13 protein-coding genes and 1 tRNA gene are annotated in these 14970 nt (G+C 72.0%); 5 read left to right on the forward strand and 9 right to left on the reverse strand.

All coding sequences use genetic code 11. The features are described 5' to 3' along the window. Complete coding sequence (locus ACFW47_RS13715) at positions 1 to 1650, forward strand: alpha/beta hydrolase (protein WP_386280577.1); 1650 nt, start codon at positions 1 to 3, stop codon at positions 1648 to 1650. A 71-nt stretch (positions 1651 to 1721) separates the two neighbouring features. On the opposite strand, the gene ACFW47_RS13720 is transcribed toward ACFW47_RS13715, so the two are convergent. Then, a tRNA-Thr gene (locus ACFW47_RS13720) sits at positions 1722 to 1795 on the reverse strand. Between the two features lie 217 nt (positions 1796 to 2012). Here ACFW47_RS13720 and msiK point away from each other — a divergent pair. From msiK to ACFW47_RS13735, 3 genes are all read left to right on the forward strand, one after another. After that, a complete protein-coding gene (msiK, locus tag ACFW47_RS13725; RefSeq protein WP_386280575.1) occupies positions 2013 to 3149 on the forward strand; it encodes a diacetylchitobiose ABC transporter ATP-binding protein MsiK in 1137 nt (378 codons plus the stop codon). Positions 3150 to 3362: 213 nt separating this feature from the next. Next, a complete protein-coding gene (locus tag ACFW47_RS13730; protein ID WP_386280573.1) occupies positions 3363 to 3833 on the forward strand; it encodes a hypothetical protein in 471 nt (156 codons plus the stop codon). 66 nt (positions 3834 to 3899) lie between these two features. After that, positions 3900 to 4637 (forward strand): NDP-sugar synthase, encoded by a 738-nt coding sequence (locus ACFW47_RS13735; protein WP_386305894.1) that lies wholly within the window; start codon positions 3900 to 3902, stop codon positions 4635 to 4637. Between the two features lie 98 nt (positions 4638 to 4735). On the opposite strand, the gene ACFW47_RS13740 is transcribed toward ACFW47_RS13735, so the two are convergent. The 6 genes from ACFW47_RS13740 to ACFW47_RS13765 form a co-directional block, all read right to left on the reverse strand. Continuing rightward, positions 4736 to 6487 (reverse strand): DoxX family protein, encoded by a 1752-nt coding sequence (locus ACFW47_RS13740; RefSeq protein WP_386305896.1) that lies wholly within the window; start codon positions 6485 to 6487, stop codon positions 4736 to 4738. Between the two features lie 125 nt (positions 6488 to 6612). Then, positions 6613 to 7554 (reverse strand): 23S rRNA (guanosine(2251)-2'-O)-methyltransferase RlmB, encoded by a 942-nt coding sequence (gene rlmB, locus ACFW47_RS13745; protein WP_217251474.1) that lies wholly within the window; start codon positions 7552 to 7554, stop codon positions 6613 to 6615. A 132-nt stretch (positions 7555 to 7686) separates the two neighbouring features. Then, entirely contained in the window at positions 7687 to 9087 is a 1401-nt protein-coding gene (gene cysS / locus ACFW47_RS13750; protein WP_386280566.1) for a cysteine--tRNA ligase, read from the reverse strand. Positions 9088 to 9312: 225 nt separating this feature from the next. Then, positions 9313 to 9834, reverse strand: coding sequence for a 2-C-methyl-D-erythritol 2,4-cyclodiphosphate synthase (gene ispF / locus ACFW47_RS13755; protein ID WP_386305897.1), 522 nt, complete (start codon positions 9832 to 9834; stop codon positions 9313 to 9315). Then, positions 9824 to 10612: a 2-C-methyl-D-erythritol 4-phosphate cytidylyltransferase gene (gene ispD, locus ACFW47_RS13760; protein ID WP_386305898.1), complete on the reverse strand. Its 789-nt coding sequence runs from the start codon at positions 10610 to 10612 to the stop codon at positions 9824 to 9826. The genes ispF and ispD overlap by 11 nt, the downstream gene beginning before the upstream one ends. A 282-nt stretch (positions 10613 to 10894) precedes the next feature. Then, on the reverse strand, positions 10895 to 11377 hold the full coding sequence (locus ACFW47_RS13765) for a CarD family transcriptional regulator (protein ID WP_003953493.1): 483 nt from the start codon (positions 11375 to 11377) through the stop codon (positions 10895 to 10897). Positions 11378 to 12019: 642 nt separating this feature from the next. Here ACFW47_RS13765 and ACFW47_RS13770 point away from each other — a divergent pair. Next, positions 12020 to 12724, forward strand: a complete 705-nt coding sequence (locus tag ACFW47_RS13770; RefSeq protein WP_386280559.1) for a DUF461 domain-containing protein — start codon at positions 12020 to 12022, stop codon at positions 12722 to 12724. A gap of 95 nt (positions 12725 to 12819) precedes the next feature. Here ACFW47_RS13770 and ACFW47_RS13775 read toward each other — a convergent pair whose 3' ends face one another. Both ACFW47_RS13775 and ACFW47_RS13780 read right to left on the reverse strand, forming a co-directional pair. Next, positions 12820 to 13500: a response regulator transcription factor gene (locus ACFW47_RS13775; protein ID WP_043381903.1), complete on the reverse strand. Its 681-nt coding sequence runs from the start codon at positions 13498 to 13500 to the stop codon at positions 12820 to 12822. Beyond that, positions 13497 to 14768: a sensor histidine kinase gene (locus tag ACFW47_RS13780; RefSeq protein ID WP_386280556.1), complete on the reverse strand. Its 1272-nt coding sequence runs from the start codon at positions 14766 to 14768 to the stop codon at positions 13497 to 13499. The genes ACFW47_RS13775 and ACFW47_RS13780 overlap by 4 nt, the downstream gene beginning before the upstream one ends. Positions 14769 to 14970: the final 202 nt, after the last annotated feature.

A 14970-nucleotide genomic window follows, 5' to 3' on the forward strand; every position in this document is an offset into this window, starting at 1 on the left:
ATGCCCACAGCACGAGTGATATCCACCGCTGCCCTGCTGTCCACCGCGACCCTGCTCTGCTGTTCCCTGGCGGCCTGCGCGCCGACGGCACGGGACGGCGGGCAGGAAGCCGACGGCGCGACAGCGGCGAGCGACCGACAGGACGAGAACCGCTTCCGGCAGCAGACCCTGGACTGGCGGGACTGCCCCGCACCGACCCCCATCCAGGGCGGCGGTGAGGCCCCCGCCCCGCTCCCGGACGGCACCCGCTGGCAGTGCGCCACCATGCAGGCCCCCCTGGACTGGGAGAAGCCGGCCGAAGACGCCATCGGCATCGAACTGATCCGGGCCCGCTCCAGCGGCGACGCCGACGACCGGATCGGTTCGCTGCTCTTCAACTTCGGCGGCCCGGGAGGCTCCGGCGTCACCACCCTGCCCGCCCTCGCCCCCGACTACGAGAAGCTCCGCTCCCGTTACGACCTGGTGAGCTTCGACCCGCGCGGCGTCGGCAACAGCCGCGGCGTGCGCTGCCTGGACCCCGAGGCCGCCGAGGAGGCCGAGGAGCGGGTCGACGAGACGCCCGACGACGGCGGCGACGAGACCGACGCGCTGGTCGAGTTCAACAAGCTGGTGGCCGCCGCGTGCGAGAAGAACTCCGGCGACGTCCTCCCGTACGTCGGCACCACCGAGGCCGCCCGCGACCTGGAGCTGATGCGACAGGTCCTCGGCGACGACAAGCTGCACTACTTCGGGATCTCGTACGGCACCCAACTCGGCGGTGTGTACGCCCACCTGTTCCCCGGGCGCGTCGGCCGGGCCGTGCTGGACGGCGTCGTCGACCCGACCCAGGACACGATGGAGGGGGCCCTCGGACAGGCCGCCGGGTTCCAGCTCGCCTTCGAGCACTTCGCCGAGTGGTGCGTCGAGCAGCGCTGCACCATCGGCGAGGACGTCGAGGCGATCGTGGACGCCGCCGTGGACCTCCATGCGGACCTGGACGAGACTCCGCTGGCCACCTCGGACGGCGAACTCGACGGCGACGAGGTGCTCGCCGCCATCACCGGTTCGCTCTACAGCCAGTCCTTCTGGCCCGCGCTCCTGGTCGGCCTGGAGGCGGTGACCGGCGGCGACGGCGACGTCCTGGCGGATCTGGCGGAGACGCTCGGACAGCACGGCGCCGGCGGCGACGGCGACGGCGGCACCGAGGACGACCCCACGGACGAGAGCAACGAGAACGACGCCTTCAGGGCCATCACCTGCGACGACTCCAGCGACCGCTACACCGTCGCCGACGTCGGGCGGAGGATGCCCGAGTTCGTCGAGGCGTCACCCCTGTTCGGTCCCGGTCTGGCGTGGAGCGCGCTCTCCTGCGCGGGCTGGCCGGTCCCCGGCGAGGCCCGCCACCCCGAGGTGAGCGCACCGGGAGCGGCACCGATCATGCTGGTCGGCAACACCGGCGACCCCGCCACGCCCTACCAGGGCGCCGCCCGCATGGCCGAGGCACTCGGCAAGGGCGTCGGCTTCGAGCTCACCTACCGCGGCGAGGGCCACGGCGCCTTCGACTCCGGCAACCCGTGCGTGCGCGACGCCGTCCACGCGTACCTGCTCGGCGGCGAACTCCCGAAGCCCGGCGCGGTCTGCGAACCGGAGCCCCTGCCGGAAGGCAAGTAGCACCGGCATCCGGCCCGCGATCGCCCGAAGGCCCGCCGTCCACTGGACGGCGGGCCTTCGCTCTCGTTCCGAGCCCCCTGTCGGATTCGAACCGACGACCTTCGCTTTACAAGAGCGGCGCTCTGACCAGCTGAGCTAAGGAGGCGTCGCGCGGCGGCGCGCGCGGACGCTCCACTGTACACAGAGCCGGTGAACGATGTGATTCGAAAATTTCGGCGAAGTTCACAGCCCCGCAGGTACTGACAGATCAGGTGAACGACAGGTACCGTCCTGTGCCAGTTCACTCGTGTGGACTACACCACACCACCTTCCTACAACGGATCGTCCGGCACGTTCCTGCCGGTAGAAGGGGGCCCATCACCATGGCCACTGTTACGTTCGACAAGGCGACCCGCATCTACCCGGGTTCCACCAAGCCCGCCGTCGACGGTCTCGACATCGCGATCGAGGACGGCGAGTTCCTCGTCCTGGTCGGCCCGTCCGGTTGTGGGAAGTCCACCTCGCTCCGCATGCTCGCGGGGCTCGAGGACGTGAACGGCGGCGCCATCCGCATCGGCGACCGCGACGTCACGCACCTGCCGCCGAAGGACCGGGACATCGCCATGGTGTTCCAGAACTACGCGCTCTACCCGCACATGACGGTCGCCGACAACATGGGCTTCGCGCTCAAGATCGCCGGCGTCAACAAGGCGGAGATCCGGCAGAAGGTCGAGGAGGCCGCGAAGATCCTCGACCTCAGCGAGTACCTGGACCGCAAGCCGAAGGCGCTCTCCGGCGGTCAGCGCCAGCGTGTGGCGATGGGCCGCGCGATCGTGCGCGAGCCGCAGGTGTTCCTCATGGACGAGCCGCTGTCCAACCTGGACGCCAAGCTCCGCGTCTCCACGCGTACGCAGATCGCCTCGCTCCAGCGCCGCCTGGGCATCACCACCGTCTACGTCACCCACGACCAGGTCGAGGCCATGACGATGGGCGACCGCGTGGCGGTGCTCAAGGACGGTCTGCTCCAGCAGGTCGACTCGCCGCGCAACATGTACGACAAGCCCGCCAACCTCTTCGTGGCCGGCTTCATCGGCTCCCCCGCGATGAACCTGATCGAGGTCCCGATCACCGACGGCGGCGTGAAGTTCGGCAACAGCGTGGTGCCGGTCAGCCGCGAGGCCCTGGCGGCCGCCGCCGACAAGGGCGACCGCACGGTCACCGTCGGCGTCCGCCCCGAGCACTTCGACGTGGTGGAGCTGAACGGCGGGGTGTCCAAGACCCTGTCGAAGGACTCCGAGGACGCCCCGGCGGGCCTCGCGGTCTCGGTCAACGTCGTCGAGGAGACCGGCGCCGACGGCTACATCTACGGCACGGTCGAGGTCGGCGGCGAGACGAAGGACCTCGTGGTCCGCGTCAGCAGCCGCGCGGTGCCGGAGAAGGGCGCGACCGTCCACGTCGTGCCCCGGCCGGGCGAGAGCCACGTCTTCTCGTCCTCCACGGGTGAGCGCCTCTCCGACTGACGGAAACCACGCGGCCGGGTGAAATTCACCCGCGTTGACGAAAAGAGCCCCGCGGCCTGCTGCGGGGCTCTTCCCGTTGTCGACAAATACCCCGGCACAACGGACGTTTCGAGCAGTGTGCGTCAACCCCTTACCCATTTCGGTGCCGCTCTTCATCCCCCGAAAAGGTGACTAAATGTCGCCAAATCATTACCGGGCGCTACCCTCACTCGCGTGAAGCACTCCGTGAAGCACTCCACCACCCGACAGACGCGACGCGGCCGGGGCCCCGCCCACCGGATCGGCCGCTCTCTCGCCTTCGTCCTGCCCGTCGTCCTGGTGCTCTCCGGGACCCTCGCGGTCACCCGGGTCAACTGGTCGGGGGACACCGCCGACTCGGTGCTCGCCGCGTCGGAAGCCTCCAGCGCCAAGGCCTCCTCCGCCAAGGCCGCCAAGCGCGCCCCGCACGAGGTGCTGCGCGACCGGCTGCTGACCGAACTGCAGGAGGAGGACCCGGGCGTGGCCCTCACCCACCTCCAGCAGGCCGTGAACGAGCGCCCGTCGCTCGCCGGGCACTGCGCCTCCATCGCCCGCGCCCTCGGCCGCGCCGCGGTCAAGGTGTACGGCCCGACGCGCGCCCAGTCGTACGCGCGCCCCGTCTGCGACACCGCCTTCGCCTCGGGCGTGCTGGCCGCGCACAGCTGAGGGCCGACGGGACGATGAGCTGAGGAGCCCGCCCGGGCCCGCGGGGCGCCGCGTACAGTTCGGGCCATGACCGATCCGAACGCCGCGTCCCGCCGCCCCGTTCAAGCCGTCGTCCTGGCCGGCGGGCAGGGTTCCCGGCTGCGCCCCTACACCGACGACCGACCCAAGCCGATGGTGGAGATCCCGGGCACGGGCACCCCGATCATCGGCCACCAGCTCGCCTGGCTCGCCGAGGAGGGCGTGACGGACGTCGTGGTCTCCTGCGGTCACCTGGCCGAGGTGCTGCAGAAGTGGCTGGAGGGCGCCGACCTGCCGCTCTCCGTCACGACCGTCGTCGAGACCGAGCCGCTGGGCCGCGGCGGCGGCCTCAAGTACGCCGCCGCGCACCTGCCCCACCCGGACCGGCCCTGGTACGCCACGAACGGCGACATCTGGACCCGTTTCTCGCTGCGCGACATGGCCGACTTCCACGCCGAGCGGGACGCCGTCGCGACCCTCGCCCTGGCTCGCCCGCGCCTGCCGTGGGGCGCCGTGCAGACGGACGGCTTCGGCCACATCACCGACTTCATCGAGGCACCGCCGTCGACCTTCGAGATCAACGCCGGTGTGTACGTCTTCTCCTCCGCCTTCGCGGCGATGCTGCCGGAGCGCGGTGACCACGAACGGACGACGTTCCCGAGGCTGGCCCGCGAACGCCGGCTGGCCGGTTTCCCGATCCCGCAGGGCTCCTACTGGCGTGCCATCGACACCGCGAAGGACCTGACGGAGGCGGCCCGGGAACTGGCGGCCCTGAGCGGCCGCTGAACACCCGGGCGAGCCGGTACGCCGAAGGGCCCCGCACGTGGCGTGTGCGGGGCCCTTCGGCGTACGTACGGCCGCGTGGGCCGCTCTGTGGGAGGCGGCTAGCCCAGGAGGCCGCCCACCAGGCGGCTGCCCCCCGGCTCTCCGGTGGAGGAGGAGCCGCCGTCGTCGCTGTCACCACCGCCGCTGCCGCCGCTCGATCCGCCGCCGCCGGTGGTGGTGCCGCCCGCGGTCGGTCCCGCCGTGGTGCTCGGTGCCTCGCCGGCCGGGGAGGACTGCCGCGGCGGGGCCTGGCCCGTCGTGCCCTGGGTCTGGCTGGGCGTGGTGCCGGCCGTCGCGCTGCCGCTGTCCCGGGTGGCTCCGGAGGTGGCCGCGGCGTTCTCGGACGGGGTGGCCGCGTCACCGGTGGCGCCACGGGTGGGCGAGGCGGAGGCCTCCGGGGAGGTCTTCGGCTCGCGGGTGCCGGGCTCCTGCGGGAGCGGGGAGCCGGGCAGTTCGTTGCGCGGGGCCTCGCCGGGCCCGGGGACGACCACTCGGTCGGCGTCCCGGACGGCACCGCCGAGCAGCGAGCCGACCAGGAGGGTGACACCGGCGACGAGGAAGGTGACGAGGGCGCCGCGGCGCAGGACGTAGCGGCGCAGGTCCCAGATGTCGGCGCGGGGGCCCAGGCGCCGCCAGGCGTTGCCGGCCAGCCTGCCGTCCACGGAGTAGACGGGCGCGCCGGCGATGATCAGCGGGGACCAGGCGGCGAGGTAGATGATGTCGGGCGCGTCGTAGACGGGGACGCTCTTCCAGCTGACGGTGACCAGGAGCGCGGCGGACAGGCCGGCGCCGATGACTGCGGCGACGCGCTGCCAGCAGCCCAGGACGGTCAGGACGCCCACGAGCACCTGGAGGAAGGCGATCACGAGCCCGGCGCCGACGGGGTGAGCGAGGGCGAACTGGCGCAGCGGCTCGGCGACGTCCCAGGGATGCAGGGTGTTGAGCCACTTGACCATGGAGCCGCGCTCGCCGCCGTCGAAGTAGACGGGGTCGCAGAGCTTGCCCATGCCGGCGTAGATGGAGATGAAGCCGAGGAAGACGCGCAGCGGGAGCAGCACGACGCCGAGGTTCATGCGGCGGCCGGGGAAGTAGGCGTGCCGCGCGTCGTCGTCGGCGTGCCGCCGGGTGCGCGGCTCGGGCTCTTCCGTGCCCTCGTCGTAGCCGTCGCCGTAGCCGTCGTCGTACTGGCCGGGTCCGGTGGTGAAGTCCTCGCCGGGGTAGGCGGGTTCGTCGTAGGCGCTGCCGACGGTGCGCATGGCCGGCAGCAGCCGGGTGCCCTCGGGGACGGGGCCGCGCTGGGCGCCGACGAGGGGGGCCTCGAGGGGCTGGGTGGCGGGCCCGTCGCCGTAACCGTCGTAGTCCTCGTAGCCGTCGTGGCCCGGGGCGCCGCCGTCGATGTCGACGCGGGGGATGACCTGGGTCGCTCCGGCGTCGGCGGAGGTGTCGGCGGCCGGGTCCTCGGTGTGGCGGCCGGCTCCGGCCCGCACCGCCTGGAGCAGCCGGTGGGCGCCGGTGTCGTCCGGGTCGGAACGCCCGCTCCAGACGACGGCGCGGCGGCGGGCGGCTGCCGGAGCGGTGCCCGTGAGGCCGGGCATGCGGGCGGTGTCCTGGGTGGCGCTCAAGTGCCGCGCGATCCGCGGGGACCGGGTCCGCCCGGCGGAGGCACCGAGCTGCACGCGGAAGCTCGCGTGATTGACGATGACCTGGGCCGGATCGCTCGGCACCTTCACCATGCTCAGCGCGGGAGCGTCGTCGTATCCCGACGAGCGGTCCCCCGTGGGTGTGCGGGGTGTTCTGGTGTCCACACTCATCTAACCGAGTGATGTGTCGTTAGGACACTGCCTTGACCGCGCCGAACTGTCCGGACCGCGTCAAGCCCGCCCGGACAGCCCGGAACACCCCGTGTGGGTGACGGAGTCGAAACCCCGTTCCCGGATCAGCGCCTGCGCCGCGCCGCCTCGTACAGCACGATCCCCGCCGCCACACCGGCGTTCAGCGACTCCGCCCCGCCCGGCATCGGAATCCGCACCCGGACGTCACAGGTCTCCCCGACGAGCCGGGACAGGCCCTTGCCCTCGCTGCCGACCACGACGACCAGGGGGCCGTCCAGGGCCTCCAGTTCGCCGAGTTCGGCCTCGCCGTCGGCGGCGAGGCCGACGACCGTGATCCCGGCCTTCTGGTACTGCTCCAGCGCCCGGGTGAGGTTGGTGGCCCGGGCCACCGGCGTACGGGCGGCCGTGCCGGCGGACGTCTTCCAGGCGCCCGCCGTCATGCCGGCCGCGCGCCGCTCGGGCACGACCACGCCGTGGCCGCCGAAGGCGGAGACGGAGCGGACGACGGCGCCGAGGTTGCGCGGGTCGGTCACGCCGTCGAGGGCGACGATCAGCGGGTCCGCTCCCTCGTCGTGGGCGGCGGCGACCAGGTCCTCGGGGTGCGCGTACTCGTACGGCGGGACCTGGAGGACCAGGCCCTGGTGGTTGAGCCCGTTGGTCATCCGGTCCAGCTCGGGACGCGGCGCCTCCATGAGGTTGATGCCGCCGCGCTCGGCCGCGAGCTGGAGCGCCTCGCGCACCCGCTCGTCGTTGTCGATGAACTGCTGGACGTAGAGCGTCGAGGCGGGCACGCCGTCGCGCAGCGCCTCGAAGACCGGGTTGCGGCCGACGACCAGCTCGGACGTGGACCGCCCGCCGCCGCGCCGCTGCTGGGTGCGCCCGGTGGCGCGGCGCGCCTTGGCGTTGGCGGCACGCTGCTTGGCGTGCCCCTTGCGCATCTCGGCGGGAGGCGTCGGCCCTTTGCCTTCCAGGCCCCGGCGCCGCTTGCCGCCGCTGCCGACCTGCGCGCCCTTCTTGCCGGACATGCGGCGGTTGTTCGCGGCCATGAGTTACCTGTCTCCGCTCTCTACGGGAGTGTGCGTGAAGCTCGGTGTCTTGTTGCGTTCTCATGCAGTGTGCCGCCCGGAGGGCCGGGCGGCACAATCGATCTACGGTTGCGGACTCCGGCGCCCGGCCGGTCAGCGGGAGCCGAGGCTCCAGCGGGGGCCCTGCGGGCCGTCCTCGATGACCAGACCGGACCGTCCCAGCTCGTCGCGGATGGCGTCCGCCGTGGCCCAGTCCTTGCGGGCCCGCGCGGACTCCCGCTGGTCGAGCACGAGCCGTACGAGACTGTCGACGACGTGCCGCAGGTCCTCGCCCTGCTCCTGCTCCCCCGCCCAGTGCGGGGCCAGCGGGTCCAGGCCCAGCACCCCGAGCATGGCCCGCACCTCGGCGAGCCGCTCGACGGCGGCCTCCTTGTCGTCGGCGGCCAGCGCGCTGTTGCCCTGCCGGACGGTGGTGTGCACGACCGCGAGCGCCCCCGGGACGCCGAGGTCGTCGTCCATCGCCTCGGCGAAGGCGGGCGGCACCTCGGCGGCGGGCTCGACGGCGTGGCCGGCCAGCTCGGTGACGCGCTGCACGAAGCCCTCGATCCGCGCGTACGCCGACTCGGCCTCGCGCAGGGACTCCTCGCTGTACTCGATGGTGGAGCGGTAGTGCGGCGTGCCCAGGTAGTACCGCAGCACGACCGGCCGCCACGTCTTCACCATCTCGCTCACGAGCACGCTGTTGCCGAGCGACTTCGACATCTTCTCGCCGCTCATGGTGACCCAGGCGTTGTGCACCCAGTAGCGGGCGAACGCGTCGCCGAAGCCCTTGGCCTGGGCGATCTCGTTCTCGTGGTGCGGGAAGATCAGGTCGATCCCGCCCCCGTGGATGTCGAACTCCTCGCCCAGGTACTTGTGCGCCATGGCCGAGCACTCCAGGTGCCACCCCGGCCGCCCCCGCCCCCACGGCGTCTCCCAGCTCGGCTCCCCCGGCTTCGCCGCCTTCCACATGGCGAAGTCCCGCGGGTCCCGCTTGCCGGTCTCGCCCTCTCCGGAGGGCTGGCGCAGCTCGTCGAGGTCCTGGTTGGACAGCGACAGGTACCCGGGCAGGGACCGCACGTCGAAGTAGACGTTGCCCTCGGCCTCGTAGGCGTGCCCGCGCTCGATGAGGCCGCGCATCATCTCGACCATCTCGGTGATGTGCCCGGTGGCGCGGGGCTCGTACGTCGGCGGCAGGCAGCCGAGGGCGTCGTAGGCGTCGTTGAACGCCCGCTCGTTCTCGTACCCGATGGACCACCAGGGGCGGTGCTGGTCCGCGGCCTTCCTGATGATCTTGTCGTCGATGTCGGTGACGTTGCGGATGAACGTGACGTCGTAGCCGCGGTACGCGAACCAGCGGCGCATGATGTCGAAGTTCAGCCCGGAACGGATGTGCCCGATGTGCGGGGCGGCCTGGACGGTGGCACCGCAGAGGTAGATCGAGACGCAGCCCGGCGTGAGGGGGGCGAAGTCACGGATCTGCCGGGCGCTGGTGTCGTACAGGCGAATAGTCACCCCTCCAGGGTAGTGGGCGCGGGGCGGTGCCACGGGCACGCGGCCACTCTTGTCCCCGGACCGGGCCCGGCGGCGACGCCCGCCCATCGGCCGACCGAGTCGGGTGGTCGGGTGGGCACAGGCCGGGGTCCAGGGGCGGAGCCCCTGGCGGGGTGCGGGGCGGAGCCCCGAAACGGCCCGCCCGGCACCGGCACCGGCACAACGCCGGGTCAGCTCACCCCCCGCTCAACCCGCCCGCACCACCAACGCCGTAGCCACCGCCATCAGCCCTTCCCCCCGCCCCGGAAACCCCAGCCCGTCCGTCGTCGCGCCCGACACGGACACCGGCGCCCCCACCGCCCCGGACAGAACCGCCTCCGCCTCGTCCCGCCGCTTTCCGATCTTCGGCCTCGGCCCGACCACCTGCACCGCGACGTTCCCGATCCGGAACCCCGCCGCCCGCACGATCCGCGCCGCCTCCGTCAGCAGCGTCACCCCCGACGCCCCGGACCACTCCGGCCGCCCGGTACCGAAGTGCTGCCCGAGGTCCCCGAGCCCCGCCGCCGAGAACAACGCGTTGCACGCCGCGTGCGCCACGACGTCCGCGTCGGAGTGCCCGGCCAGCCCGGCCCCCTCGCCGTCCCACTTCAACCCGGCGCACCACAGCTCGCGCCCGTCCTCGAAGGCGTGGATGTCCGTCCCGATCCCCACCTGCGGCAGCACCACGAACCCGTCCGTCACAGAACCCTCAGCACCCTCAGAACCCATCGTTCAGCCTCCTGCGGGCCAGCACCGCCTCCGCGAGCACCAGGTCGAGAGGCCGCGTCACCTTGAACGCCTCCTCGTGCCCCGGCACGACCACCACGGTCAGCCCGAGCTGCTCGACCATGCTCGCGTCGTCCGTGACGTTGTCGGTCACGGTCCCGTGGGCCCGCACCAGCGTCCCCCGGTCGAACCCCTGCGGCGTCTGCACCGCACGCAGCCGCGCCCGCTCCGGCGTCGCCACCACCGGCTCCGGCTCACCCGGCACCGCGGCCGGCTCGACCTGCTTGACCGTGTCGGCGAGCGGCAGGGCCGGCACCACGGCCGGCGCGCCCTCCCGTACGGCCTCGATCACGGTGTCCACCGTGTCCACCGGCACCAGCGGCCGGGCCGCGTCGTGCACGAGGACGACGTCGTACTCGTCCGGCAGCGCGTCCAGTCCGAGCCGTACGGACTCCTGCCGCGACCCGCCCCCGGGCACGACGAGGAAGTCCGTCCACTCGGGCAGCGCGTGGGCGTCGAGCAGGCTCTTGACCTCGGCCGCGCCGTCGGGCGGGGCGACGACCACGACGAGGGAGACCCGGCGGGAGGCCGCCATCGCCCGCACCGCGTGGATGAGCATGGGCGTCCCGCCCAGCGCGCGCAGGGCCTTCGGGGCGCCGGGCCCGAGCCGTACGCCCCGGCCGGCGGCCGGAATGACGGCCGCGGTCCGGATGTTCGCACGGGTGCCGGCGGCCGTCTCGGTGGACATCTCGGCGGGCGAGGGACGCGATTCGTCAGACATCGGTTCCTGTCAGGTTTGTGTGCTCGACCTAGTTGGGTATGGCCTCACCGTGCCGGGCGCGACGCCTTGACCGGACCCTTCCGTGACCCTGGTCGAGCCAGCAGCCCGGGCCCGGCACGCCAGGACCGGGGGACGGGTCCCCCGGGTTGATCGTACGAGGACGACGTCCGGGTACGAACATGCCGCAGCGCCCGGCGACAGCAAAGATGTCATCGGGCACCGCGGCATTTCAGTGCGCTGATCCGGGCGGACGCCTACCCGCGTCCCGCCCCGGGAGGCGCGTCAGGAGGCGAGCACCTCGTCGAGCAGGGCCTCCGCCTTGTCCTCGTTGGTGTTCTCCGCAAGAGCGAGCTCGCTCACCAGGATCTGGCGGGCCTTGGCGAGCATGCGCTTCTCACCGGCGGAGAGTCCGCGCTCGCGCTCCCGGCGCCACAGGTCGCGCACGACTTCCGCGACCTTGATGACGTCGCCGGAGGCGAGCTTCTCCAGGTTTGCCTTGTAACGACGCGACCAGTTCGTGGGCTCCTCGGCGTACGGCGCGCGCAGCACCTCGAAGACCCGGTCCAGTCCGTCCTGACCGACCACATCACGCACGCCGACGAACTCCGCATTGTCCGCTGGCACACGTACCGTCAGATCGCCCTGGGCGACCTTCAGCACCAAGTAGGTCTTGTCCACGCCTTTGATCTGGCGAGTTTCGATAGCCTCGATCAGCGCGGCCCCGTGATGGGGATAGACCACGGTGTCGCCAACCTTGAACGTCATGTGACAGGTACCCCTTCCGTGGCTATCCAGGGTAACACGGATACGGCGTCTTCTGAATGGCGTTTTCGCAGGTCAGGGCATATCTCGGGGCTTGACAACAGCAACATGAACGTGCTGCGCCGGGCGAGCGGAAGAAAGTATTCGCAGGTCGGAGCGGCTCTTCAGGCCGGGCGAAACGCGCACGTCACACACATCCGGAGGCCCTCCCACCTGCCCGAACAGCCCCATATGTCCGGTTCAACGCGTGCGACTTCCGCTACTCCGTTCGGTGACCGGGACGGGGTTCCGGCCGATTCCGGAATTGATCACGAGCCACCCCGGCCGGCCCTCGGATGATCAATTTCCTGCCCCTCCGCGCATTCCTTCACGGAAAATTCGCGCACCGATCGGTGACCGGTATGGCGGAGGCTTCTTATGTGAATGGCGGACGAGCGCGGGCCGCAAAACCCTGTCCGAAGCGGTCCGCCGGCAAGGCAGCCGCGCCACCCGTACGGCCGCCTGCCGGGCGAAGCAGATCACCTTCGGGGAGGGTCGGGTGCGGCGGCCCGGGAACGGCTCGGTAGCCTAAGGCCGCTGACAGTCACTTAGGGCGGCTTTATCCGTTGCCGCCGCCTCGCTCGAGTCCAAGGAGTTGCCGCCGCCGTGAGCAGCAGCCTTCGACGCGGCGCCCTCGCCGCCGCCGCCATCGCGTTCTCGATCGCCTCGCTCGCCGCGTGCGCTGCCGGTCACAACGCCGAGACGCTGAACATCAAGCCGGACAACGCCGCGACGACGGTCGGTGACATCCAGATCCAGAACGCCGTCGTCATCACGCAGCCCGACCTGGAGTCGACCGGCCCGGCCGTGGTCTCCGCCACCTTCTTCAACAACGGCAGGACGGACCAGACCCTCGAGTCCATCACCGTGGACGGCACCGGCAAGTCCGCCGAGCTGAAGCCCGCCAAGGGCGAGAAGGGCGGCGACGGCGGCCTGACCGTCCCGGCGGGCGGCTCCCTGGTCCTCGGCGGCGAGGGCAACGCCTCCGCCGTCCTGCCCAGCAGCCGCGAGGCCATCCAGGACGGCAACGCGCAGAAGATCACCTTCACCTTCAGCAAGACCGGTGAGGTGAGCCTGGAGGCCTTCGTCGTCCCCGCCGAGAGCTACTTCTCCGGGTGGGGCCCGAGCGACGTCCCGGCGGCGCCCGGCGCGTCGGCGAAGCCCTCGCAGGAGGAGTCGGGCGCCCCGTCCGACGACGAGTCGGCCACCGGCACCGACGGCGCCACCGGCGAGCCGTCCGGCGAGGCGGGCGAGACCGGAGCGGCCGCGGACGGCACCACCCAGGGCACCGGCACCGAAGCCGGCCACTGAGCCCCGTACCGGACGAAGCAACGAAGAAGGGCGGGACCTCTCCGGAGGCCCCGCCCTTTTCCGTACCCGCCGCAGGCGCCGACGCGCCGGCCGCTCTACGGCTCGAACTTGTACCCGAGCCCCCGCACCGTCACCAGGTACCGCGGCGCGCCCGGGTCGGGCTCGATCTTGGCGCGCAGCCGCTTGACGTGGACGTCGAGGGTCTTGGTGTCACCGACGTAGTCGGCGCCCCACACCCGGTCGATGAGCTGCATGCGGGTCAGCACGCGGCCGGCGTTGCGCAGCAGCATCTCCAGCAGGTCGAACTCCTTCAGCGGCAGGTCGACCTTGGTGCCGCCCACGGTCACCACGTGCCGGTCGACGTCCATGCGGACGGGACCGGCCTCCAGGGCGGCCGGGGCGACCTCCTCCGGCTCACCGCGCCGGCGCAGTACGGCCCGGATGCGGGCGACCAGCTCGCGGGAGGAGAAGGGCTTGGTGACGTAGTCGTCGGCCCCTATTTCCAGCCCGACGACCTTGTCGATCTCGCTGTCCTTGGCCGTCACCATGATCACGGGGACGTTCGATCGGCCGCGCAGCTGGCGGCAGACCTCGGTGCCCGGCAGGCCGGGCAGCATCAGGTCGAGGAGGACGAGGTCGGCGCCGTTGCGCTCGAACTCGTCGAGTCCGTCGGGGCCGGTGGTCGCGACGGCGACCTCGAAGCCCTCCTTGCGGAGCATGTACGACAGGACGTCGGAAAAGGACTCCTCGTCCTCGACGACGAGCACACGGGTCACGGAAGGACCTCCGGGGCGGGAAGCGTTTCGTACGGGGAAGTATGGGGGGATGAGGGGGACCGCTCGGTCTCGGCACTGAGTCCGGCGCGGTCGGGGCGCCGCGGCGCGCGGCCGCGGGCGGGGCCCGACTCCGGCAGCCGCAGCGTGAAGGTGGAGCCCTGGCCTTCGGCGCTCCACACCGTGACCTCCCCGCCGTGCGAGGCGACCACGTGCTTGACGATCGCGAGACCCAGACCGGTGCCTCCGGTGGCCCGGGAGCGGGCCGGGTCCACGCGGTAGAAGCGCTCGAAGACGCGCTCCTTGTCCTTCTCGGAGATGCCGATCCCCTGGTCGGTGACGGCGATCTCGATCAGGTCGCCGCCGGGCGCGCCCACGCGGCGGGCGGCTATGCCGACGCGGGTGCGGGCGGGCGAGTAGTTGACGGCGTTCTCGACGAGGTTGCCGAGCGCCGCGGCGAGCTGGCCGCGATTGCCGCGCACGTGCAGATCCGCCGTACCTCCGGCGGCCATGGTGATCTGCTTCGTGCCGGCCGCCTGCCGGCACCGGTCGATGGCCTCGGCGACCAGCTCGTCCACCCGGACGGGCTCGGCGTCGTCGAGGGGGTCGTCGTTCTGCACCCGGGACAGGTCGATGAGCTCCTGCACCAGGTTGGTGAGCCGGGTGGCCTCGATCTGCATCCGCCCGGCGAACCGCTCCACGGCCTCCGGATCGTCGGAGGCGTCCATGACGGCCTCTGACAGCAGCGAGAGCGCCCCGACCGGCGTCTTCAGCTCATGGCTCACATTGGCGACGAAGTCGCGGCGTACGGCCTCGATGCGACGGGCCTCGGTGAGGTCCTCGACCAGCAGCAGCACCAGCCGCGACCCGAGCGGCGCGACGCGCGCGGAGACGGCCAGGGCCTCACCCCGCCCGTTGCCGCGCCTCGGCAGGTCCAGCTCGACCTGCCGTATCTCCCCGTCCCGCCTGGTGTCCCTGGCCATCTGCAGCATCGGCTCGACGGCGAGCTTGCCGCCCCGGACCAGTCCGAGGGCGTACGCCGCCGAGCTGGCCTTGACCACCGCGTCGGCCTCGTCGAGGACGACCGCGGAGGACCGGAGCACCGACAGGACGGTGTCCACACCCGGCGGCAGCACGGGGTCCGTGTGGAGCGAGGTGCGCGTGGGGCGCTTCTGCTCCCGCTCGCTCCAGCGGAACGCCAGCATGGCGATGACGCCGGTGAGCACTCCGGCGATCGCAGCCGCTGCGGCGACCGCCGCGTTCACGTCCATGCCTCCAGGTTAGGCACGGCGAACGGCCCCGCCCCAGCCATCCGACTGCGACCTCGAACACTCGTCGCCCAGAGTTCACCTTGGAGCCAGGGGCGATTCACTTGTGGTGCCGGAAACGGACGCGTACAGGCGGGAACGTGTAAGCGTGGGGGCACGGCAAGGGGTCCGAGCCGGTGCGAGCCGGAGCGAGCCCCCTATACGG

This window comes from Streptomyces sp. NPDC058796 (assembly GCF_042745235.1).
GTDB lineage: Bacteria > Actinomycetota > Actinomycetes > Streptomycetales > Streptomycetaceae > Streptomyces.

Bases quoted from the DNA above. Each gene is read 5' to 3' on its own strand.
- ispD (WP_386305898.1), bottom strand. From the start codon at position 10,612: ATGTCTGACGAATCGCGTCCCTCGCCCGCCGAGATGTCCACCGAGACG.
- ACFW47_RS13735 (WP_386305894.1), top strand. From the start codon at position 3,900: ATGACCGATCCGAACGCCGCGTCCCGCCGCCCCGTTCAAGCCGTCGTC.
- ispF (WP_386305897.1), bottom strand. From the start codon at position 9,834: ATGGGTTCTGAGGGTGCTGAGGGTTCTGTGACGGACGGGTTCGTGGTG.
- msiK (WP_386280575.1), top strand. From the start codon at position 2,013: ATGGCCACTGTTACGTTCGACAAGGCGACCCGCATCTACCCGGGTTCC.
- ACFW47_RS13740 (WP_386305896.1), bottom strand. From the start codon at position 6,487: ATGAGTGTGGACACCAGAACACCCCGCACACCCACGGGGGACCGCTCG.
- ACFW47_RS13715 (WP_386280577.1), top strand. From the start codon at position 1: ATGCCCACAGCACGAGTGATATCCACCGCTGCCCTGCTGTCCACCGCG.
- ACFW47_RS13780 (WP_386280556.1), bottom strand. From the start codon at position 14,768: ATGGACGTGAACGCGGCGGTCGCCGCAGCGGCTGCGATCGCCGGAGTG.
- ACFW47_RS13765 (WP_003953493.1), bottom strand. From the start codon at position 11,377: ATGACGTTCAAGGTTGGCGACACCGTGGTCTATCCCCATCACGGGGCC.
- rlmB (WP_217251474.1), bottom strand. From the start codon at position 7,554: ATGGCCGCGAACAACCGCCGCATGTCCGGCAAGAAGGGCGCGCAGGTC.